A 21,938-nucleotide genomic window follows, 5' to 3' on the forward strand; every position below is an offset into this window, starting at 1 on the left:
TAAATCTTGTAATAAGCTCTTATTTTTCATCCTAAATAAATAGGCTGTCGTAAAATGAAAGGTTTTTCAGTGACCTCCCGCATTGCGGTGGGTTTTGTTATTTAGTGAACGCCTGTTTCGTTTTAAAATTTTGGATAATGTTATCTACGAGAAAGAACAGATGTTCTTTAGTTTCAGGATCAAGCTTGTCGATATCTTCAATGCGCTTCATTACTTCTTTATCATAAGAAGAAATCTCGCCTTCCCCAATTAAATAATCTACCGTTACATTAAAGGTTCTTGCCATTTTCATCAGCACTTCAATAGAAGGAGTATTTGCATTGCGTTCGTAGTTCTCTATGATGGTTCTGGAAACTTCAATCCTTTAGCAAGATCTTCCTGCGAAATATTAAAAAAGAAATGTCATAAATCTTTACAGAATATTGGTTTTATAGTCTAAGAATACAACATCCAAATTAAGAATCATTTGAATTTAATCGAATTCTAACAAAGTTCTTATAAATTCGTTCTCCAAAAATATTAGAAATAAATAACGATAAAACCTCTATTATTTAGCCAACCCGTATTTTCCCCTAATCATAACCCGTGATGCAATAAAAACAGCAAACGGTGATAAAACCGTACTGTAATCAGTGATTTTTAAAATTTACCATTTTATTGTGGTTCGCGGAGTTGCTGTAGAGTCTACCTTTGTCTTACTATTAACCAATTAATTTTTATAATATGAAAAACTTAGTTACAGGCGTATTTACATTAATGGCCATGGGATTCACATTTGCACAGGCAAATATGGATATGAGTACTCAAAACGGAAACATGAACGTTGCTACAGTAGACCAGACAGGTCTGATGAACGTAAATCAATTGAATCAGGATGGTAACAGAAACACTGCGGATATTGATCAGGTGGGAATTTTAAACACCAATGAGGCAGAAAGCTTAGGAAACCGAAATGCTGTAGACGTAGAACAAACCGGTGTCGGAAATTCAAATCTTACAAGCCAGACCGGAAATCGTAACGAAGCTACAACTTGGCAGATAGGTATGCTGAATTCTACACAGCAGACACAGCTCGGAACAAGAAACGAAACATCTTCTACACAGTGGGGAAATATGAATACTGCTGTTCAGTATCAGGACGGAGAAAGGAATGATGCTTCCTCTTTCCAGTGGGGGAATAGCAATGCTGCTACCCAGATCCAGTTAGGACAGAGAAACGAAGCCTCTTCCACTCAAGTAGGTGATGAGAACACTTTGTTGCAATATCAGCAGGGTAATGATAACGGTGCGACAAATATTCAGACAGGCGATAACAACATTGCTGCAGCCTTCCAGGTGGGAGACGATAATATGGCAATGGGAAGCCAGACAGGAGACGACAACCTGCTGGTTCAACTGCAGATCGGTGATGGAAACAGTGCTATGAATACACAGACGGGTGACGGAAATCTGGCGGCGGTAAGCCAAAGCGGAGACGCACACATTCACATAGGAAATCAAATAGGAAACAATAATTCTTTAATGGTTAATCAATCAAATTAGTACTTCTGTAATCTGAAGTTTGGGAGAGACGACAGTCTCTCCTTTTTTATTTTTTAGCCGTTGTTTATAATCCGTGTTTATACGTAACTGTAAGCAGTGATTTTGACGGATTACCAATTATACGTGTTTTATAGCAAGTTATATTAGACTAACTTTATCAAAATTAATAATCATGTTTACTCTAAAATGGGTTTTCTTTACAATGTTCTTCTTCATATCTGTAAAATCTCAACAGATAGATTGGGACAGGATTAACAGCAATAATGTTTTCAGCATTATCGCTGTACAGAATCAGGATCTTGTGGCTTCCTCGGATATTATTCAGATGGGTAATGGTAATCATGCAGAGCTTTCCATCAATGCCAAAACAGATATTGCGGTGATACAGTCGGGAGACTATAATGCGCTTTACTTTGTGAATTCATTTTCGGAAGCAGAAACAAAAACTGCAGTTACAACTCAAGGTAATAACAATATTATTGATATCACAGGAAGCAACAGGATATCCGAAAATTTACAGATCCACGTAAAAGGAGATAACAAAACCATCTTCATGAGGAATTATTAAAAATAGGATGATGAAAAACAGGTTTCCCCTTATTTTGTGTACTTTTCTTATCCTTCTGTCACACACCACTTTCGGGCAGGAGGATAAAAAAGTCACTGCAAAGATAGAAAGCAGAATTGTGGAAGATCAGATTCAACTCAAAGCAGTGGTTGCCAATAATACTCCAATCTATGCAGAACTCAATTATCTTCTCATTTCAATAAAAAAGGGAAACGGAGGAAATCTGTCTAACAACAAGCAAAACGGTAAATTTTCTATCAATCCTAATGAAGTAAAGGTTTTGTCTGAAATAAATGTAAACCTTGAGAAAAAAGATGCTTTAAAAGCTTTTCTTTATGTAAAAGATGAAGAAACACAGAAACTTATTGCGAAAGACAGCCTCGAACTTAATGGAGATTTATTCAGAAAAAAAATAGCCGGAATAGAAGAAGATGTTTTTTTTGAGTTAAAAGGTTTAACCATTGATGAAACCAAAAGTAAAGTAGGGAAGGACTTCTATGATATGTTTTACATGACTTACAGCCAGATTAAAGATAAACTGAATGCCGCTGTAAAAATCTCAGAACTTCCTGTTCGCGGAACCAACGGACAGATCAATATTGAAATTGAAGACAAAATTATATACAGTTTTATAACCAATCCGGGCGAAGATTACCTGAAAGAGCAATTGGTTGCTGCCTTAAAGTATATAAAAGAATTTAATGCTAAAAAAAATCTGATAAAGAATGAATTCATCTATTAATAACATCAGTCATGAAAACTCTTATTATTCTACTGAGCATTTTTGCGGGAATTTTCTCAGGAAAAGCACAACAGCTCGTTTACAAGCCTATTAATCCCGCTTTTGGAGGAGATACGTTTAATTATCAGTGGCTTTTGAGCTCAGCAAACGCTCAAAATCAGTTTGATGATAAAAAAAGCAACAGCTTACTTGATAATTTTAATTCTCTCGACAGCTTCAGCCAGAGCCTTAACCGTCAGGTTTTGAGTGAACTGTCCAGAAAATTATTTGCAGACCAGTTCGGAGAAGAAACTATTCAGCCGGGAAATTACCTGTTCGGCTCTATGTATTTACAGATTACCGCTACCGCTCAGGGACTGCTGATTAATATTTTGGATACCAAAACAGGCGATCAGTCCGAGATTGTTATACCAAAATAAAGAAGATTACCAATTACTAATTTTTTTGACCATGAGATCCACAACCTACACCAGAATTTTTTTCTGGGTAACGATGCTGTGCATTCTGCAGGCATGCAGCTCTTTGCTCGGATTGCCCTCCAGTCCGGAAAAGTCTACGCTTGGCGAAAACACATCGTATACCACAGAACTTAAAAATTTACCCTTGCCCAAGGAAAAAATCGTGATCGGAGTATACAAATTCCGGGATCAGACAGGGCAGTACAAACCTGCAGAAAACGGAAATAACTGGAGTACAGCCGTTCCGCAGGGAACCACAACCATTTTAATTAAAGCATTAGAAGACAGCAAATGGTTTATCCCGATTGAAAGAGAAAATATTGCCAATCTTTTAAACGAAAGGCAGATCATCCGTTCCACAAGGCAGGAATACCTTAAAGATGCCGATAAAAACAGTCAGGCATTACCTCCGCTCTTATACGCCGGAATTTTACTCGAAGGCGGCGTTATTTCCTATGACAGCAATATTATGACGGGCGGATTGGGTGCACGATACTTCGGAATCGGAGCTTCTACACAGTACAGACAGGACAGGATTACCATTTATCTTCGTGCTGTTTCCACATTAAATGGCGAAATTCTTAAAACCGTCTATACTTCAAAAACCATTCTTTCCACGAGCGTTAACGGAAGTTTTTTCAGATATATCGATACCGAAAGATTGCTGGAAGCTGAAGTGGGGCTTACTCAGAACGAGCCTGTTCAGCTTGCCGTTACAGAAGCGATTGAAAAAGCCGTAAAAGGATTAATTGTGGAAGGAATTAAAGATAAAATATGGGGGAAATCGGTAGATAATATCGATAATTATCAGGCGATTGTTGATGAATACGATAGAGAAGAACAAAAGAATGTAAACAGAGTAATTGGAAATAAATTTCAGGGCAATTACCGAAAGAATTTTGCCGTTTTCGGAAATGTTGAAGCACAAAAAATTAAAGACGATTACGTAAATCCCAAAATGAATATTGGCGGAAAACTGGGCTTTAAATATTTCATGAATCCGAATTTCAATCTTGAATTCAATTCAAACGTATTTACATTAGAAAATGAAAACATCGTAAAAAGAACTTTCATTGTTCCCGAAATTAACATCGAATATCTGCTTTTCCCGAAATATAAATTCACACCCTACATTTACGGTGGGGCAGGAGTGATGTATTCTGAGATCAAACCTCAGTACAAAGCACAGTTTGGCGGCGGCTTCGAGTATATTTTTGCTAAAAATGTAGGCTTAAGAGCATCTTCTCAGTACGATCTGGGTTTCAAAGACAAATGGGAAGGTCTTATTAACGGCCAAAGAAAAGATCAGGCGCTGAGATTTTCGCTGGGACTTAATTTTTATATCGGTAACCAATAAACCCTGAACTATGAAAACAATATTTAAAATATTCAGCATCTTTCTTCTTTCCTTACTTCTTTTTTCCTGCAATGAAGAGCTTGTAGATCAGGCACAGACAGGAACGCTGAAAGGAAAAGTAGTAAAAAGGGGAACCAATGCCCCGATTGCCAATGTGAAAATTTTTACTTCTCCCAGTACACAGACTGTATTTTCCGGAGCAGACGGATCTTTTGAAATTACAGGAATGCCTATCGGAAATTATTCTGTAAAAGCAGAGCTTACCGGCTACGTTACCAATTATCAGGCAGTTAATATCCAGACCAATGATCAGGCGGTAAGTGTGGTTTTTGAAATGGATGACGACAAATCTTTAAATTCTCCTCCCACAGCTCCGGTATTACTCAGTCCTGTTGATAATGCGGTAAGCCAGCCTTTAAGTGTAGAACTTACATGGAACGCAAGCGATCCGGATACCAAAGATGAACTTAAATACAGTTTAACAATTAAAAATAATATCAATACAAATGTTGTTCAGGTAAATGATTTAACGGTAAAACATTACACGCTTTCCAATCTTAATTACGGAGTAAGCTATTTCTGGCAGGTTTCTGTTTCAGACGGAATCCATCCTCCGGTGATGAGTGCCATCGGAAAATTTACCACCAGTACAGTTCCGACGAACAGATATCATTATGTTAAAAAACTCAACGGGAATCTTGTGATCGTTTCCAGTGATGTCTCAGGAACGAATTTTCAGTTTACCAGTTCTTCTTTCAACAGTTGGCGTCCTAGAAAAAACAATAATTCTGGGCTGGTTGCTTTTTTAAGAACAGAAGGCGGCAGTAATCATATTTACACTGCAAATCCCGACGGTTCCAATCTTTTTAAAGTGACTACGGTTCCGGTTGCAGGTTTCAGGAATGATGAGCTGGATTTTTCCTGGAGTACAAACGGGCAGGAACTTTTATATCCAAATTTTAATAAATTATACAGGATTAATAAAGACGGAAGTGGTCTCAGTCTCGTGTACACCACACCCGATGGCAGCATGATTTCCGAATGCGACTGGAGCTACGACGGATCTAAAATTGCTTTAAAAACAAATGATTACAGCGGTTACAATTCAAAAATTTATGTGATTGATATGCTGGGAAATGTTCTTAAAACCGTTCTCACAGGAATTTCCGGAGCCAGTGGCGGACTGAATTTTTCTGTAGATGGGCAAATGCTGCTTTACTCTCGGGATATTTCAGGATATCAGGATACTTCCGGAAATTACAGACAATTGGATTCCCATGTTTTTGTCTATAATCTCACAACAAACACAAACCACGATATTTCGGCAGAAAGCGATAAGATGATGGGAACTAATGACCTTGATCCCAGATTTTCGCCGAACAATGCTCAGGTAATTTTCATGAATACTTCTAATGATAACATCTCCCAACGGAATGTTATGGTTATTGATCTGAACAGCTCGATGACGGATCTCACTAGAGCTGTTCTTTTCAGTAACGCGGAAATGCCGGATTATGAATGATATTGATGAGGTTACTTTTTGTGAATAGCCAATGAATTCACAGGTACAGAATGGTTAGCTGTCAGTCCTTAATTACCATTTGTCTGTGTCGCAAAATTGGCTGTTCACTTTTTTTAAGAGATAACATTTTTTTGATTTTTTCATGGTTCTTAAAAGGAAATTCCAAACCCGTAAGTTTGGAATTTTTTTTAATGAAAAATTGGAGCTGCTGTTTAATCTATAATATGATTTTCCAATGCATATTTTACAACTCCTACCGAATTTTTTACATTCAGTTTAAGAAGAATTCTTTTTCTGTGTGTTTCTACCGTGTTTATACTTATGAAAAGTTTTTCAGAGATGTCTTTGCTGCTGAGTCCGTCGCAGATAAGCTTCAGGATTTCCATTTCGCGCCTCGTTAACGGATCTTTTATTTGGTTTTTGCCCGTGTCCTGCTCATTGCTGATGAAGTTAATCATTCTGTCTTTTGCATGATTGCAGACGTAGATTTCATTGGACAGAAGTGCTTCTATAGATTTTATAAATTCATCGTAGCTGCTGTTTTTATCCAGATAGCTTTTGATGCCTTTGTTGAATAATTTTCGGATATCGATCACGTCATAATCGTTTCCTATAATAATAATCTTAATCGCTTTATTTTCGGTGGTAATATTTTCCACAGATTTATACAGTTCCGTAAAAATCAGCATATTGGCACTGATCATGAGAAATTCCGGCGGATCGTCCTTCAAAAGTATTTTTAATGCTTCCGGGCAGTTGCAAATATCAATTGTTGTGAAAATTCCACTTTGTTCGAGAAGTTTTGAGAGCCCTTCCGTATACAACAGAGGCTCGTCGAAGATGGTTAATCTTGGTCTCATCATGATTAGTTTTAGTTTATATAAAAATAAGAAAAAAACTTAATATTTATATAAATATAATCAAAAAATATCTAATTAAATCGATTAAATTGTTAAAATAATACAGTTATTTATGATTATTTGATAAATAATTCCCTTTGGTTTGATTTTTAAGGGCTATTTTTAGAGTTATTGATTATAAATGCCTTTATTTATCATGCTTCTCAAGGGTCTGTTTTAATTTGAAAAATTATTTAACTAACACTTTTGGGATATGTTTTATCGGAAAATTTACAGAATTGGCGATGAAGCAGAATTCATTTGCTTTTTGATGAAGTTCTGTTGCTTTTTCAATCATAGACTCTTCCGAAACCGTAACTTCAGGATGAAGAATTATTTCCGTAAAATGTCCGCTTCCGTTTGCCAGTTCTGTCATTATACCTGTAGGAAAATCGTTATAATCCGTCACTACAACTCCCGCTTCCGAACAAAAGTGAAGATACCAAAGCATATGGCATGAGGAAATTGAGGAGAGAAGCATTTCTTCGGGATTATATTTTGTCTTGTCACCACGAAATGCCGGATCGGATGAAGCTTCGATTATCATTTTATTTTCTCCGGAAATTTCATGACTTCTTTCATATTCTCTGTAAGAACTGGTTCCTTTTCCTTTATTTCCGGTTCAGCGAACGGTTATTTTGTATTGGTGATTTTTCATTTTGATAATAGTGCGTAAAACTTTGAAAAATGTAAAATTTTATTAAGTTTTTTCCTTGTTTCACTTTTAGATAAATTTTTAAAATTTATATCGTATAAAATTACATCTCTATCCATGAATTTGACGTAATATATAGTATTTTCTATAGTATTTATAACGCCTTGCTTGGAGTAAAGCGTTTTAAAAGATTTTTTAAAAAATTTTCTAAGCTCATCTTTTGTATATTTTTTGGAAAGAATTTCATACAGTTTTGTAACAGTAGGAGAATTTTCATGTACCATTGGAATAGCAGCTACCGGAATCAGGATGTCACAGATTTTTTCATCATCGTGAAGATTTGAATAGCATTCAGAATAGAGATATGCAATATAAGCGATTTCTGAAAATAGCCCATTTCCGCAAGATATTCTTACCGGGTTATTTTGGGCTAAATTAAGATATTGTATGGCTTCCCTGTAATTTTTTTGAATCATCTCAAGATGAGCGAGCTTTTTGTAGAGTTCATACAAAAACTGACGATCTTCACTGTAGGGTATTCTTAAAAAAGGATCTTTTAAGTTTTTGTTTTGTTCAAAATAATTTAAAAGTTCCACATAAGATTTTTTTGCCTGATCGTAATTTTTCAATGTATATTGAGCAGAAGCTTTACCTCCCAAAATACTAAATGTGTAGTCTGATACAGGAAATTTTAATAGAAACGTATCATATTGCTCAAATAAATGTTTAAATTTTTCATTAGCTGAATCCTGTTTCCCACTCTCTATATTTTCTATAAAGTCATCTTCAGTTTGCCTTATTATTTCATATGCAACAGAATCTTCCTTCTGCCCAAAGGCAAAAAATGAACACTGTAGTAAGAGTAAAGAGAAAATGCTTCTCATTAGGTATTAGTTTTTATAATAAGCGTGTAAAATTATGAAAATCAGACCATAAAAAATCTCCGTAAAAATACGGAGATTTTAAATTTTATGCGTTAAAATTAATTTTTGATAAGTTTTTTTGTTAAAATTTTTCCATTTTCAAAAGTGGTTTTTGCAATATAAATACCCTTTTGAAGCTCGGAAACATTAGAATTGTTTTCTCTAACGATCTTTAGAAGCTCTCCATCGATAGAATAAATGTCTATTTTGCCTATTTTTTCTTTCGATTTATAAACTAAATTTAGTGTTACAGGATTCTCAAAAGAAATATCATTCTCAGCTTTTGTAATATTTAGAGTTGATAATGTAGTCGTATTAAATAAATATTTTACAATACTTCCGCCGACATTTGAAATAATATTATTGTTGTTGACTATTATTTCTTCAACACTAGCAAAAGAGCTGTCCGCATAATAACCAAAATCAGAAGCTATTGAACCGCTTTGAGTGAGTTCTGTGAAAAAAACAGGAGATTCATCTGATCCGTAAGGAATATATGGATGAGAAGATTGGTTTCCTCCAATGTAATAATGTCCATCTTTTTCAATAATGCTTTTTGCTAAAGCAGTGGGATGTATTGCAGATAAAGCACAATTAAATGTGGTATCAAGAGTTCCATCAGGGTTAAGTCTAAAAACTTCATTACCGGCAGGATTTGATTTTGAAATAACAATCTTATTATTGCTGTCTATAATTGCTGTACTAAAAGGAGCAAAATCTAAATTAGACTGTAAAACACCATTATTTCCAAAGTTCATTAGCGGCTGTCCATTCGGATTGAATTTTTCAATGATGCTATTACTGTAGGGTGAGTTGATTTTAGTAAGACAAATAATATTAGATTGATTATCTAGTAGTACAAACGCGCCATAGTAAAAGTTTCCCTGAATTGCTACGGAACCATTAACTCCGAATGAGGTATCCATACTTCCGTTAGCATTAAGCCTGTAGATAGCAGTAGAATTATAAACGAGTATTTTTCCATTTTGTAGGAGTAGTCCTAAAGAACGACCATTGGTATCACTGTTAAAATCATTAGATATAATAGAGACTCCATTAGTTCCGAAAGTGGTATCTAGTTGTCCGCTTGGAAGTATTCTGTATACAATTCCTACATTGGCAGAACCGGAAATTCCACCACTCACATTACCGTAACCAAAAATTACAAGTTTTCCATCAGGTTGCATTTTGGATTGACATTGATAAGTGTAATAAGATAACTGAATTTTTCCATTGTTTCCAAAATTCGAATCCAGAATTCCATTATTTGTAAGCTTATATACAAAGGTTTCGTTACCATTCGGCACAGAATAAGATGAGTAAATACTGCCATTGGAATCTTGAGTCATAGTCCATGAATAGCTGTAATTGGCAACATCGGATATTCCGTTTGAACCAAAAGAAAGATCTTTGGAAATAATCTGTGCAAAAGTAAGATGTACTACAGTAAGCAGCACAAGAAATAATAGTTTTCTCATTTGTGTTTAAAATTCTTTTGTGTAATCTGATACAAATATATAAAAAAACCTCTGGTTTTCCAGAGGTTTAAAATTTTGTATCAATTAGAATATCCTATCAATTCTTCTTTATTGGAATTGTAAATTCTGTATTCTAAATATTTAAAAGAATCCCTTGGAATAACGGTTACCCACTTTTTGTATTTCATAAACCATTTCATCTGGATGCTCTTAATTCCTTTCGTAAGGTAAGCTTCCACAAACGGATGTACATGCAGATAAAGTTTTCCTTTTTCCTTCTGCATAATGGTTCTCAGGGTTTCTCCCATTCTTTCCACGATCACGATCGGAGCTACGATTTCTCCGTCTTTGTTCGGGTTTTCTTCTTTGGTGTCGATCTGTTTTTCCGGACGGTTTCTTTGTCTGGTAATCTGAATGAGCCCGAATTTACTAGGCGGAAGGATTTTATGGCGGGCTTTATCACGCTTCATCTCTTCCTTCAGATGTTCGTACAGATCTCTTCTGTGTTCGGGGTTTGGCATGTCGATAAAATCGATCACAATAATTCCACCCATATCACGGAGACGCAGTTGTCTTGCGATCTCGGTTGCTGCCATTTTATTCACCTTTAAGGCGTGTTCTTTATTTACGGCAGTTCCGGTTGTGATGTTGTTTCCGGAGTTTACGTCAACTACGTGAAGTGCTTCTGTGTGTTCTATCACCAGATAAGCGCCTTTTGAGCTTGGGATATTGACGTGTTTTCCAAAGCTTTGTTTGAGCTGTTTTTCAACATTGTAATATTCCAGAAGAGGAATATGGGAATCGTAAAAATGGACAATGTTTTTCCTTTCCGGAGCGATAACTTCCAGATAGTTTTTCATCTCTTCCACCATCTGTTCGTCGTCGCAGGTAATGCTCACGAAATCCTGGTTGAAGTTGTCTCTTAAAATAGCTGAAGCTTTATCATCTTCGCTTAAAACTCTGGACGGAACTTTATTTTTCTGTATATTTTTGAAGGTTGTTTCCCACTTCTGAATCAGCTGATTCATATCATTGTGCAGGTCTGCAACTTTTTTGCCTTCGGCAACGGTTCTTATGATAACCCCGAATCCTTCAGGCTTGATGCTTTCGATTAAGGTTCTCAGTCTCTCTTTTTCTTCAGAACTTTTTACTTTCTTGGAAATTGAAACTTTGTTATCGAAAGGAATAAGTACCAAAAAACGCCCTGTTAAAGAAACCTGAGTGGAAATTCTCGGTCCTTTGGTGGAAATGGGTTCTTTGGTAATCTGAAGCAGAACAAGATCGTCTTTGGCGATTACCTTGTCTACTGTTCCGTTTTTGTCTATTTCGGGTTGTATCTCGAAATTTTTTAAGCTCGAAGTATTCTGTTTTTTGGAAATCGTATCTCGCAAAAACTTTCTGTACGTAAGGTACTGTGGTCCCAGATCCTGATAATGCAAAAAGGCATCTTTTTCGTATCCTATGTTTACGAAAGCTGCATTAAGGTTAGGTGCCAGTTTTTTTACTTTCCCAACAAACAAATCTCCAACTATAAAATCGCTTTTGTCCTCTTGCTCATGAAGTTCACATAGTCTTCCGTCTTCCAGCAGTGCAATCTTTGTAAGATCATCCTCATGCGAAACTATTAGTTCTTTCTTCATTTTGTTGTAAGATAAAATTGTTAAGATTGTAGGAAAAGAGTGTTTTTTTCATCAAATAAATTTTAACCTTAAGTTAAGCATAACAATTGAATGAATGATATTTTTTTTTGATAAAATATAAAACGTTCTTTTCCTTAGACATCTTATAGTTGCAAAACAAAATATAGTCGGTGAGGCTTTAAAATTTAAAATCACCAACTATATCTTTATATTGTAAATCCCGAGAAAAAGAGATTATTTCTTCTTATGTCTGTTCGCTCTTCTTCTTTTCTTTCTCTTATGAGTTGCAACCTTGTGTCTTTTTCTTTTCTTTCCGCTTGGCATAATTATAATTTTTTAGTAACTAGTTAATATTCAGTTAATTTCTTATTTTACTGTAACTTTCGTTTTTACTTTCTCCACAAAAGATTTTGATGGTTTGAAAGCAGGAATGTTATGAGCAGGGATTTCAATGGCAGTGTTCTTAGAGATGTTTCTTCCTGTTTTTGCTGCTCTTGTTTTAATGATAAAAGATCCAAAACCTCTTAGATAAACGTTATCTCCATTATACATAGAAGTCCTGATTTCTTGCATAAATGCCTCTACAACTTTCTGTGTTTCATTCTTTTCGGTTCCCAACTTATTTGAGATGGTGTTTACCAATTCTGCCTTTGTCATTTCCTTATTTTAATTTTAAATTTTAGGTGTGCAAATTTAGTTAAAAAAATTGAATATTAGCAAATTAGTGGTAAAATATTTTTTGATAAGAGGTTGAGAACTTAGTATTTATTCTGTAAGCATATTATATTAAGTCACCATTACATACTGGAATTGTAGTAACCATTCTCCACGCAGAAGCGGATGAGGTGAAGTTTTGTCTTTAATCCGAGCTTTTCCGTAAGACGGTTAATGTACGTGTCGATTGTTCTCGTGCTGAGATTCAGTTTTTCTCCTATCTCTTTGTTACTGAAGCCTTCATAGCAGAATTTCATCAGTTGGATTTCTGTAGGAGAAAGTTCTTCCTGACTTTTTTTCTGGCGGTTCATATAATCCATTACCGCCAAAGGCTGTTGTTCCCACTGTTTTGTGTACGCTTCATAATCGAAACTGTCTGAGGTAATTTTTCCTTTGATGATTTCTTTAATAATCGTACTTTTTTTCTGGCAGTAAAAAATGTTGGGAATTTTAGAAAGAATCTCCGCCATATCTTCCTGATAAGTTCCGGAATACGTAATAATCGGGGTTTCAGAATCGCTTTTCCGGATGTATTTAATCGCTTCCAGCCCGCTGAGAACAGGCATAAAAAGCTCTACAATAAATACATCTTCCTGCCTTCTGTAATTCCTGCTGATCAGTTCATGCCCGTTGTTGCAGTCGTTCAGAAGCATGTAGAACGGATTTTCTGTCAGCGTCTTGATCATGATTTTCTTAAAATAAAAATCACTGTCGGCAATAGAAAATCGCACAGTATTGGTTAATATTTTGCTCACTTTTAATATCGATTTGGTGGTGATAATTAAAATTCAGATCACTAAATTAGGAAAATATGCTGAAAGTGAAAATTAATCTTAATTTAATTCGAAAAATAGAATTATTTAATGTAAAAACTTAAATTTTGTGCATAAATTATTTTTTTATAATTTCACAGAACCAAACCAAATCACAAAATATGTCTTCGATCAGGGAGAAAAAACTAAACAAAGCAGACGTTAGGGTAGGCATTTGGAAATTTGTTCTATCATTCATTGTCTTATCAGGTGTATCCTTCATCTGTGTCTTTTTCTTTTTTAAAAGCTATGATATCCAGCGGGAAGGAATCAAAAAACAGGCGGATGACTACCGCGAACTGCTCACCAGAAGCGATCTTCTCAGAATTCATGTAGACAGCATCCTCTATCGTATGGATCAGCTCGACATCAATAAAGTGGATAACGATATTTTCCTCCGCAACTACATTATGGATAACGTAAGAGATGCCAAAAACATCATGGGAAAAGACAGTGCCGACAATTTCAAGCATTATTCCATCCTCATGAAGCAGATTGAGCCGATGCTTGCACTGAAAAACCAGATCGTGAACGTTTCCTACAAAGAGCAGAATGCTTTACGGGATCTCAGCGAATGCCGCGGTAAAGTAGGAATTGTAAACCACGAACTCAGGGTAGATCCTACAAGAAAATTTTCGGGAAGCCGACGAAGAAGATAAAAACTAAAATTATGCAGGGACAAATCACACTATCGAAAAAAGAAAGGCATTATCAGTTTTTATATTTGATCTTAATGCTTTTTGCAGCGCTTATTTTTCTGGCAATTATCTTTTTAAAAGGTTTTGAATCTCCGTTTTCAGACGAAGACATGATCTCGGTACAGAATCTTGAAGAAAAGGCAAAATTCGATCAGAAGCAGAAATTTTCCTACAAAACTTTAGACAGTACCTTTTCTATGATTAATAAGCTGACAGACGAATCGCCGCAGCCTTTCGTGGAAAGCAATATCATGTACGGAATTAACGACGTTGCCAATTACTTCCAGAATGGAGATAATATTTCAGACATCAGAAAAGATGCGTATCCGCAGATTGCGAAATTCTACAAAATGTATTTCAACGATAAAAAATTAATTTCCAGCAAAACGGAAAACATTAAAAGCTTTGAAAAACAATTTGAAGAATGCTCCATAGGCTTTAAAGAAAAGAAAAGTCAGCTTTTTCAGCGGGAAACCGCTTTAAAAGCAAGAACTCAATAAATTTTATCACTTTTCATAATAACACACCAAATAAAACACATCCATCACACAATCATTAACTATGAATTATTTTCAAAAAAACAAAAAAAACATTATCATCGGTGTTATTGCGACGCTGCTCATCGCGGCACTGGTTGCATTGTGGCTGCAGAAGAAGGTAATACACTCCGCAGATGATATTGTAGGGGTTGTTTATCCCTCTTCCCTGAAAGTAGGAGACACCCTTTTGTTTGAAGACAAAACCCAGTTTGCAAAAACCAAAAAATGGATCTTCGGAGACGGAACTTCAAGCGATAAAAACAGCGGCTTTCACTTTTACAACAGACCGGGATATTATCAGGTAACGCTGATTATTGATAACAAATATTCCAAATCTTTTCCCGTAATGGTTTCCGCGAGATCAATTCCAAAGCCGGTAGATTCTGCAAAAACAAGAACTTTAATCGATGCACAGACTCAGGCAATGCAGTTTGAAAACGTACAGTTCCGGGCAATTTCCGATGCCAAACAGTTTACCTGGAAGTTCGGAGAAACCGGAAATATCGATTCTAAAGATAAAATGGCGATCTATTCCTACAAAAAACCGGGAGATTATGTCGTAACACTTTACACAGACGAAAGTGCGGAGCCGATTCTTCATCAGATCAAGATTCTTCCTGCTTATGATGCCTTGGAAGAAGAGGTAAGTGTAGAAGACGCTTATGCTAAAATTGATAACGATTTTAAATATCATCTTCAGCAGATTGCCAACGGAAACAGCTTTAATATGCACTATAATTATTTACTGAGAACCTATCTGTGCAACAATGAAAATACCGTAGTAAAAGTAAGTGACAGCAAAGTCAATAATTTTTATATGTACTGTGCAGGTCTTCAGTTTGATAAAAACATGGTGATCCAGACCGTGAAAGTGAACTTCGATGATGCGCAGAACTGCGTAACCAAAGTTGATATTAACCAAAGTAAATAATTTCCGTTCAGAATTTTTTTGAACCACCACACCAATCATTAAATAAATCAGGATGAAAAATAAACTTCCTCTAGCAGCATATTATATCGGAGTTTCAGTATTGCTCGTAAGCTGTCAGGTAAAACTGCCATCGAAAAGAACTCCCGAACCCACCCATTACGGACAGGTTGATAATTCACCGGTCGTCAACGGTTTTCCTAAAAAATCAGTTCCGTGGATTGCCATATCCGACAGATCCCGAAATACCGCATATCTTGATAAAAGCGATGAAAAATCCTATAAAGAAGTTAAATTTTTAGAGCCTTTAATGGTGTTAAAAAACCGCGACGGAATGGTAAAAGTAGCAGAATACATTCCGGATGCGCTCATGAAAAAAGTATCTTCCAAACAGATAAAAACTTATGGCTGGATTCCTGAATCTGATCTTCTTTTATGGAGCAATTCCTTAAAAAGCGAAAAGACAGGTTTTCCGGTAAGAGTAGCCATTGTTCCGAGCAACAGTGAGGTCATCAAAAACTCAGAAAGATATTACAAGAACGATTCCATCATGGTTTTCAATTCGCCAAGTCTTATTGAACAGGCAGATGTGAAAATTCCGAACGGACAGATCGTATACGTCTACAAACAGGCAGAAAACAACAAAAGATTTCTGGTGGGTAAAAAACCAAACATCGATATCGACAGCATCGGTACAAGTCTGTACGGATGGGTAAGTTCCAATGTGGTTTCTACATGGGGAGAACGTTCTGCCGTAAAAATGAAAAATACCACAGGAATTACAGAAACCACACTGGGAATTCATGAAGGCGCTCCGGGAGGAAACGAAACCGAAAACAGAACCGCCGTTTTGTTGACAGATGTAAACAAAAGAACGCCGCTTGAAAATATTTTTCCGGTAACATTACCCTTAAATGAACCGCCCACTCCGGATTCTAAAACAAAGTATTTTACCAATATTTTAGATTACAGTAAAAATTACGTTTTCAATGTATTGGGAGAGCCGATTTATTTCGACCGTTATCGCGAGATTACAGAGAAAAATAAAAAAATAAATATCGTATTTGCCTTAGACATCAGTGCTCCGAATGCACCTTATGCTCCGATTGTGAAATCTTTATTACAGGATTTGCAGTTGAGATTCGAGAAACCATCTTACTTTAATCAGGTAAAATACGGAGTGGTTTTGTACAAAAATAATTCCTGTGGAGACAATGTGGCGGTTTCAAATTTAAGCACAGATTACAGCAAGATCACCACCTTCATCGATCAGAAGAGCAATGAGATGAACTGTGTAAGCAACAGCGGTTATCAGCCCGTAAATGAAGGTTTGATGGCAGCCGGAAACCTCTTATCCAACGTTCCGGATGAAACCAATATCGTAATCACGGTGGGAACATCGTCCAGTCAGGGTGGAAATATGTACGGAGTCATCAATTCCTTAACGCAGGCTCAGGCGAGACTGATCATGTTTCAGACCAGCGCGAGATCATCCGATACCTACAATGATTTTGTTTTGATGGCAGAAAATGTGGTAACGAATACGGCAAAAAATATTGCTGAACTGAAAAAACAGAAAATTATTAATCAGAATGATGTTTTAACGAAAAATAATTTCAGTCTTATTGAAGGAGATGAAGGCTTTTTCTCACTCGATTATCCGAAGCAAAGTATGGCACAGGGATTTGTGATTTTTCCTAAAAAAGGAGATATCGCGAAGCCGGGTTATCTTAAAAAATCTGTCGACAGCCTGATTGCGCAGGTTACTCTCGATAATACGACTTTGGATAAATCTTTAAATGATTATTTCCATTCATCAGTAGGAGCAGGAAGAACCGATGTAGATGTAAAATACAAATATCTTTATCCGGGACTTACCAATCCTGTTCCGGCAGGAATTGCCGCACAGCTCATCAATTACGGAAATCCGTTTCTGGTGAAAGGTTATATTCCGAAAGAACTGAAAGATTACAAACCGGGATTAGAGAAAGGAATTTTAATTTCTGAGAAAGAATTTGACAATTTAAAACTTTTCTATACCGAAGTTTATCAGAATACAGGAGCGGAAAGATCAGATTTCAGCCAGTCCAGAGCGATTAACGAGTACGTGAAACTGCTGAAAAAGTACAATCCCACTCTGAAATTCTTAGACAAAAGCGATCTTTACAAACAGCCGATGTCTTACGCGGTGGGAATAAGTACAGGTTTTGATAATTCTGATGAAGAGCTGATGTCGAAATATATGCTGAAAGGCTGGAAAAAATCTAAAATTGTGACTAATGAAACGGTAAAAACCTATTTTAAACATTACAAAGATTTAGCCGACAGAATGTTGTCTCACAGAAATGATCCTGCGGTGAAAATCGAGCAGAACGGACAGACTTTCTACTGGCTGAACGAATATTTCATGCCGACCATGATGCCCGTTGAAGAACCGGAATATACTCAACATTAATTCTTTATAAACAGAAAAGCGGAAAATAATTTTCTGCTTTTTTTATTTTTTAATGTAAATTTTTTATCTTTGGATTACCCAAATCACGTAAATATGTCACAGCAATCATCACCTCATGACGGCAAATACTTTGTTGTCCAGAAAGGCAAAGCCCAGTGTAACCAGGGTGATCAGTTCCCGCAGTACAAAGTTACCTCCCATCAGAAACATTTTTGGAACGATTCCGATGGTAATGCAGATTTTCTTGGCGTTACCGAAGACGATCTTCAGTTTAATCCATCCGGTCCCAGTTTCGGAAAATGTAAACTGAAACCTACTTCAGGAGGTTATCTGCCATGTTCTTATGCACCTGCCGGAAAATGGCAGAAAACATACGACAAAGTAACCATTATGGGTAAAAAGATCGTCACTGAACTTTCTGAACTGCAATGTGTAATCGGAGGTAAAATTACCATCAAAGATCACGGACAGCGTGGAGAAATGAGTAAACAGAATGTGAAAAATGCGGATAATAAAACCGTTCAGCACATCAATCCTTTAGTGAAAATGCAGGATTTTAAAGAAACCGTTCTTGAAAATGAAATTGATGCGTATTAATTAATCAAAAAAAACGTTCTATGTCTAAACAAGGAGTTTCAAAAATCTCGGGAAACCCAAGTCCGGTGGTTGGCGAAAAAACCACCTACAGGGTTACAGACTGGTATCCTGCAACACCTGCCGGAGAAAGAAATCCTGCTGTGGTTACCTGGGAGCTTTTTAAAAAACGTCCCGACGGAAGTTTTACCACAACAAACATCAAAAAAGTGGGGGACGGAAGTTTTACCTTTGGAGAAGTTGCAGCCAAAAATACCTATCGTCTCGAAGCTTATCTTCATCAGCCCGAAGGAAAAGGAAGTACCACCATTGATATTACTCCGCAACCGGGAGAAATTCCAAAGATCAATAAAGTGGAACTGCGCTATGCAGACGATTCTCTGGGAACCGTTTTCAGTTATCAGGAAAAACTTGTTGCCAACGCGCAGTGCGTAAATCTTGCAGGTAAAAAACTGCTGTTTACGCTTTGGGAAGATGATGCAGCAGGAGAGGGACATAACTCTAAAAATAAATTTGTAGACAGCAAAGAAGCGGTTGTAAGCAGAACCGGAACGGCAACCGCAGAATTCATACTTACTAAAGCTTTGATGCAAAAAGCTTCACAAGGAGAAAGAGATCTTAAAGAACTGGAATTTTATGTAACGGTAGAATATTACAAAGACAGAAAACACGCAAGTGAAAACAGAGTGATAAAAAATCCTGAATACAAACCGCCTGTTCAGCCGTCTCAGGCTCCGAAATCCACGCCAAAAGCCACCGGTTCACCCGCCGCTTCAAAACCAGATTCTAAAAAAGAAACCAGCGGAGTATTTGATTCTTTCACAGAAACCGTAAGAAATACATGGAATGAACTTTGGGACTGGGCAGAATCCAAAGGAACGGTAAAACCTGATAAAAAACCCACGACTCCCAAACCGGAAGGTAAAACAACGAGTGTGGTAAACGGAGAAACTAAGGATTCATGCCTGTGTAAAGAAACCAAATTGTTTTGGGGGAAACATTTTACCTGTCAGGAACGCAAAAAAATTATTGAAATTTCGCATAGACTTGGCTGTAAACCCGATTATCTTACTTCAGCTATGGCTCTGGAAACAGGAGGCACTTTCAATCCCGCAATCGTCAATAGTTTAGGATACACAGGTTTAATACAGATAGGAACTACGGCGGCAGCGGATATCAACAGGAGGAAAGGAACCAATGTAACTGCCGGAAAAAACGGAAATCTGAAAAACATGACCAAGCTGGAACAGCTTACATACGTAGAATATTATCTGGAACCCTATAAAGGAAAACTCAATACACTGGCAGATTTTTACCTTGCTATTTTAATGCCTGTAGACTGCGGAAGAGGGAATGAAAGAAATCATGTTGTTTTTGATAAGAACTTACAGCTGGATTATGATAAAAATAATAAAGTTATTAAAAACACAAAATGGGTAAGACAAAAAGCTTATCAGCAAAATCCTGCATTTTTTAAAGAAGGAAAAAATGAAACAGGAAGAACTTACGTTTGGGAAATAGCGGAAGAAATAGAAAAATGGTACAATAAAGGGGAAGCAAATGCAGAAACAAGCTTTTCATGCCAGAAATCTGCTGCACCTGCAAAAGTAGAACAGCAGAGTGGAAAATGGCATGATCCTGTTGATAATCCAAGACTTACAAAATATAATTATGGCGGAAATGTAAAACCTTCCAGCGGAACATACGGCTGGTGCAGAAGAAACAGCAACGGAAGCAAAAAATACCATTCAGGATTTGATTTCTTTGCCATCCCCGGAAAAGATAAAGTATATGCAACTTTAAAAGGTAACATCCATCAGGTAAGATATTCTGCAACTGCAGGATGGATTGTAAGAGTAAAAATTCAAAATGTGAAAGACCTTTTGGAGCAGGAGAAAAAAGTAGCTTACAAAACACAGTTTACCGATGAGCTAAAAGGAATCAATATAAAAGAGACAGATGACGTCTACTTTATTTATATGCATTTAGACAGTGTTTCGGTAACAGAAGCTGATGCAAACGCCAAAAAAGAAGTGGACGCAGGAACCGTTTTAGGATATGCCGGAGTTTCGGGATCTATTGCAAGCGGAGGAAGAGCGCCTCATTTACATCTTGAAGTGGCAACAGTTTTGGATGCATATGGAAAAGGCGAATCGGTAAGAACGAACCCTGCAAGATTTGTAAAACTGAATTCTTACGATACAAAAGATCAGGATGAAGCAGCCAAAACAAGCCATACATACAAAAAATAAGACTATATATGAAGAACTATTCTAAAAGATTATTGCTAATACAGCTTCTGCTGTTTATTTTTATCGGATGCAAAAAATATCAGTCACAGGATCACATCAATACAAAATTTACTGTTGATAAAGAAAATATAAAAGACGATAGCTACAGTTCAAAAAATTTAGATAATCTTTTTGCAGCAAAAGGAAATACTTATTTCGAGCCAGATTATACAGGTAGTTCTTTTGACGATTATTACGTTAAAAATATTGTCGTAAAAGACCAAAAAGGAAAGAAATCTAATTATCTGCTTTTCTTTGATAACAAAGATATTTTAAAAGATACTTTGAGAATTGCCGATGATGAAATGTATTCTTTAAATGTTATTTTTGATAGCAACCGGAAAGGAATTGCGGTAGGAACTTTCGATGCAAAACAATCTTACTTTAAAATCGAAAAGAATTTTAAATTGGATAAAAATATAAAGCTTAAACCCATTCCCGTTTCTTCAAAAATTGAAAAATGTCCGCTTCCTATACAATTGCTGTCTGAAGAAAATGTAGGTCTGGAAGAACATTTTACATTTGGAACACAAAATTCAGACACCAAAAAAGAAAGTCAATCTGCACAGACTGTCGTTGATGAATTTTCACAATGGAAAGGGAATTATCAGGCTGATTTTGAAATTTCAAGAACGGATGGAGATTATCAGGTAAAATATGAGATTAAAATTACAGATAAAAATAATGTTACCATTACCGAAAAGATTAATGATGAAAGCAATTTAGTCTCAGGAACTTTTATAAATTCTGCATCTGATGATAAAATCGTGATCAAATCCAAAACCGATGATACATTAGAATATATTGTTGCTAAAATTGGCGGAAAATATTATCTCATGGGAAATACCATCTACATGCTTAATCCCCCGAATGACAAATATATTCTGAAGAAAATTTAAAAATAGCAGAGATAGTGTTTTTCACAATCTCTTTTTTTTGGCAAATCTTTTAAACTAATCTCACTTTTGCCATTAAATATATTTTGAACATATTGTGCTGTCATTTGCTGAATGAATTTTCTTTGCGAACGCAGTATTAAAATACCACAGAGCTTTTCATCTTAAATCATCGCCTCAATCATTTTTCAGTTAATTTTAAAACAAAAAATATTATCGGATTAAAA

20 protein-coding genes and 2 pseudogenes are annotated in these 21,938 nt (G+C 36.2%); 13 read left to right on the top strand and 9 right to left on the bottom strand.

The window, feature by feature from the left end:
• Window positions 1-97 precede the first annotated feature (97 nt).
• Together H6W52_RS16835 and H6W52_RS21465 are read right to left on the bottom strand one after the other, a co-directional pair.
• Window positions 98-286 carry a hypothetical protein gene (locus H6W52_RS16835; RefSeq protein WP_241277864.1) on the bottom strand — a complete coding sequence of 63 codons (189 nt, stop codon included), beginning with the start codon at window positions 284-286 and terminating at the stop codon, window positions 98-100.
• 18 nt (window positions 287-304) lie between these two features.
• Window positions 305-361, bottom strand: a pseudogene (locus H6W52_RS21465) (hypothetical protein); the annotation flags it as partial.
• Window positions 362-723: 362 nt separating this feature from the next.
• Here H6W52_RS21465 and H6W52_RS16840 point away from each other — a divergent pair.
• From H6W52_RS16840 to H6W52_RS16865, 6 genes are all read left to right on the top strand, one after another.
• On the top strand, window positions 724-1,542 hold the full coding sequence (locus H6W52_RS16840) for a hypothetical protein (RefSeq protein WP_116099353.1): 819 nt from the start codon (window positions 724-726) through the stop codon (window positions 1,540-1,542).
• Between the two features lie 172 nt (window positions 1,543-1,714).
• Entirely contained in the window at window positions 1,715-2,110 is a 396-nt protein-coding gene (locus H6W52_RS16845; protein ID WP_116099354.1) for a hypothetical protein, read from the top strand.
• A 10-nt stretch (window positions 2,111-2,120) separates the two neighbouring features.
• The gene (locus tag H6W52_RS16850; protein ID WP_116099382.1) at window positions 2,121-2,852 is read left to right on the top strand and encodes a CsgE family curli-type amyloid fiber assembly protein; all 732 of its coding nucleotides are present in this window, start codon (window positions 2,121-2,123) and stop codon (window positions 2,850-2,852) included.
• Between the two features lie 11 nt (window positions 2,853-2,863).
• On the top strand, window positions 2,864-3,271 hold the full coding sequence (locus H6W52_RS16855; RefSeq protein WP_087712102.1) for a curli production assembly/transport component CsgF: 408 nt from the start codon (window positions 2,864-2,866) through the stop codon (window positions 3,269-3,271).
• 31 nt (window positions 3,272-3,302) lie between these two features.
• On the top strand, window positions 3,303-4,667 hold the full coding sequence (locus H6W52_RS16860) for a CsgG/HfaB family protein (RefSeq protein ID WP_116099355.1): 1,365 nt from the start codon (window positions 3,303-3,305) through the stop codon (window positions 4,665-4,667).
• Between the two features lie 10 nt (window positions 4,668-4,677).
• The gene (locus H6W52_RS16865) at window positions 4,678-6,189 is read left to right on the top strand and encodes a carboxypeptidase-like regulatory domain-containing protein (protein WP_116099356.1); all 1,512 of its coding nucleotides are present in this window, start codon (window positions 4,678-4,680) and stop codon (window positions 6,187-6,189) included.
• A 212-nt stretch (window positions 6,190-6,401) separates the two neighbouring features.
• Here H6W52_RS16865 and H6W52_RS16870 read toward each other — a convergent pair whose 3' ends face one another.
• From H6W52_RS16870 to H6W52_RS21395, 7 genes and pseudogenes are all read right to left on the bottom strand, one after another.
• Window positions 6,402-7,049 (bottom strand): response regulator transcription factor, encoded by a 648-nt coding sequence (locus H6W52_RS16870; RefSeq protein ID WP_087712167.1) that lies wholly within the window; start codon window positions 7,047-7,049, stop codon window positions 6,402-6,404.
• Between the two features lie 229 nt (window positions 7,050-7,278).
• Window positions 7,279-7,746: pseudogene (locus H6W52_RS16875) on the bottom strand (OsmC family protein).
• Window positions 7,743-8,627, bottom strand: a complete 885-nt coding sequence (locus H6W52_RS16880) for a hypothetical protein (RefSeq protein WP_116099357.1) — start codon at window positions 8,625-8,627, stop codon at window positions 7,743-7,745. The pseudogene H6W52_RS16875 and the gene H6W52_RS16880 overlap by 4 nt, the downstream one beginning before the upstream one ends.
• 98 nt (window positions 8,628-8,725) lie before the next feature.
• Window positions 8,726-10,144, bottom strand: coding sequence for a T9SS type A sorting domain-containing protein (locus H6W52_RS16885; protein ID WP_116099358.1), 1,419 nt, complete (start codon window positions 10,142-10,144; stop codon window positions 8,726-8,728).
• An 80-nt stretch (window positions 10,145-10,224) separates the two neighbouring features.
• Entirely contained in the window at window positions 10,225-11,784 is a 1,560-nt protein-coding gene (locus tag H6W52_RS16890; RefSeq protein WP_116099359.1) for a ribonuclease E/G, read from the bottom strand.
• A 366-nt stretch (window positions 11,785-12,150) separates the two neighbouring features.
• Window positions 12,151-12,441, bottom strand: coding sequence for an HU family DNA-binding protein (locus H6W52_RS16895; protein ID WP_027388329.1), 291 nt, complete (start codon window positions 12,439-12,441; stop codon window positions 12,151-12,153).
• 140 nt (window positions 12,442-12,581) lie between these two features.
• Complete coding sequence (locus H6W52_RS21395) at window positions 12,582-13,253, bottom strand: LuxR C-terminal-related transcriptional regulator (RefSeq protein ID WP_116099360.1); 672 nt, start codon at window positions 13,251-13,253, stop codon at window positions 12,582-12,584.
• A 179-nt stretch (window positions 13,254-13,432) separates the two neighbouring features.
• Between H6W52_RS21395 and tssO the strand changes: the two genes are divergently transcribed.
• From tssO to H6W52_RS16935, 7 genes are all read left to right on the top strand, one after another.
• Window positions 13,433-13,969 carry a type VI secretion system TssO gene (gene tssO / locus H6W52_RS16905; RefSeq protein WP_076392023.1) on the top strand — a complete coding sequence of 179 codons (537 nt, stop codon included), beginning with the start codon at window positions 13,433-13,435 and terminating at the stop codon, window positions 13,967-13,969.
• Window positions 13,970-13,980: 11 nt separating this feature from the next.
• A complete protein-coding gene (locus H6W52_RS16910; protein WP_116099361.1) occupies window positions 13,981-14,508 on the top strand; it encodes a type VI secretion system transmembrane protein TssO in 528 nt (175 codons plus the stop codon).
• A 61-nt stretch (window positions 14,509-14,569) separates the two neighbouring features.
• The gene (locus H6W52_RS16915; RefSeq protein WP_076392027.1) at window positions 14,570-15,478 is read left to right on the top strand and encodes a PKD domain-containing protein; all 909 of its coding nucleotides are present in this window, start codon (window positions 14,570-14,572) and stop codon (window positions 15,476-15,478) included.
• A 52-nt stretch (window positions 15,479-15,530) separates the two neighbouring features.
• Window positions 15,531-17,930: a type VI secretion system protein TssR domain-containing protein gene (gene tssR / locus H6W52_RS16920; protein WP_116099362.1), complete on the top strand. Its 2,400-nt coding sequence runs from the start codon at window positions 15,531-15,533 to the stop codon at window positions 17,928-17,930.
• A 93-nt stretch (window positions 17,931-18,023) separates the two neighbouring features.
• Window positions 18,024-18,527: a DUF4280 domain-containing protein gene (locus H6W52_RS16925; protein ID WP_116099363.1), complete on the top strand. Its 504-nt coding sequence runs from the start codon at window positions 18,024-18,026 to the stop codon at window positions 18,525-18,527.
• Between the two features lie 20 nt (window positions 18,528-18,547).
• Complete coding sequence (locus tag H6W52_RS16930) at window positions 18,548-20,776, top strand: M23 family metallopeptidase (protein ID WP_116099364.1); 2,229 nt, start codon at window positions 18,548-18,550, stop codon at window positions 20,774-20,776.
• Between the two features lie 8 nt (window positions 20,777-20,784).
• Window positions 20,785-21,714, top strand: a complete 930-nt coding sequence (locus H6W52_RS16935; RefSeq protein WP_116099365.1) for a hypothetical protein — start codon at window positions 20,785-20,787, stop codon at window positions 21,712-21,714.
• Window positions 21,715-21,938: the final 224 nt, after the last annotated feature.

It is taken from the genome of Chryseobacterium sp. C2(2020) (genome assembly GCF_014218915.1).
Classification (GTDB): Bacteria; Bacteroidota; Bacteroidia; order Flavobacteriales; family Weeksellaceae; genus Chryseobacterium; species Chryseobacterium mucoviscidosis.

Excerpts from the sequence above, each read along its gene's own strand:
- H6W52_RS16885 (WP_116099358.1), bottom strand. The coding sequence starts at position 10,144 with ATGAGAAAACTATTATTTCTTGTGCTGCTTACTGTAGTACATCTTACT.
- H6W52_RS16890 (WP_116099359.1), bottom strand. The coding sequence starts at position 11,784 with ATGAAGAAAGAACTAATAGTTTCGCATGAGGATGATCTTACAAAGATT.
- H6W52_RS16840 (WP_116099353.1), top strand. The coding sequence starts at position 724 with ATGAAAAACTTAGTTACAGGCGTATTTACATTAATGGCCATGGGATTC.
- tssO (WP_076392023.1), top strand. The coding sequence starts at position 13,433 with ATGTCTTCGATCAGGGAGAAAAAACTAAACAAAGCAGACGTTAGGGTA.
- H6W52_RS16930 (WP_116099364.1), top strand. The coding sequence starts at position 18,548 with ATGTCTAAACAAGGAGTTTCAAAAATCTCGGGAAACCCAAGTCCGGTG.
- H6W52_RS16935 (WP_116099365.1), top strand. The coding sequence starts at position 20,785 with ATGAAGAACTATTCTAAAAGATTATTGCTAATACAGCTTCTGCTGTTT.
- H6W52_RS16860 (WP_116099355.1), top strand. The coding sequence starts at position 3,303 with ATGAGATCCACAACCTACACCAGAATTTTTTTCTGGGTAACGATGCTG.
- H6W52_RS16835 (WP_241277864.1), bottom strand. The coding sequence starts at position 286 with ATGGCAAGAACCTTTAATGTAACGGTAGATTATTTAATTGGGGAAGGC.
- H6W52_RS16850 (WP_116099382.1), top strand. The coding sequence starts at position 2,121 with ATGAAAAACAGGTTTCCCCTTATTTTGTGTACTTTTCTTATCCTTCTG.
- tssR (WP_116099362.1), top strand. The coding sequence starts at position 15,531 with ATGAAAAATAAACTTCCTCTAGCAGCATATTATATCGGAGTTTCAGTA.
- H6W52_RS16855 (WP_087712102.1), top strand. The coding sequence starts at position 2,864 with ATGAAAACTCTTATTATTCTACTGAGCATTTTTGCGGGAATTTTCTCA.
- H6W52_RS16925 (WP_116099363.1), top strand. The coding sequence starts at position 18,024 with ATGTCACAGCAATCATCACCTCATGACGGCAAATACTTTGTTGTCCAG.
- H6W52_RS16865 (WP_116099356.1), top strand. The coding sequence starts at position 4,678 with ATGAAAACAATATTTAAAATATTCAGCATCTTTCTTCTTTCCTTACTT.
- H6W52_RS16880 (WP_116099357.1), bottom strand. The coding sequence starts at position 8,627 with ATGAGAAGCATTTTCTCTTTACTCTTACTACAGTGTTCATTTTTTGCC.
- H6W52_RS16845 (WP_116099354.1), top strand. The coding sequence starts at position 1,715 with ATGTTTACTCTAAAATGGGTTTTCTTTACAATGTTCTTCTTCATATCT.
- H6W52_RS16870 (WP_087712167.1), bottom strand. The coding sequence starts at position 7,049 with ATGAGACCAAGATTAACCATCTTCGACGAGCCTCTGTTGTATACGGAA.
- H6W52_RS16910 (WP_116099361.1), top strand. The coding sequence starts at position 13,981 with ATGCAGGGACAAATCACACTATCGAAAAAAGAAAGGCATTATCAGTTT.
- H6W52_RS16895 (WP_027388329.1), bottom strand. The coding sequence starts at position 12,441 with ATGACAAAGGCAGAATTGGTAAACACCATCTCAAATAAGTTGGGAACC.
- H6W52_RS16915 (WP_076392027.1), top strand. The coding sequence starts at position 14,570 with ATGAATTATTTTCAAAAAAACAAAAAAAACATTATCATCGGTGTTATT.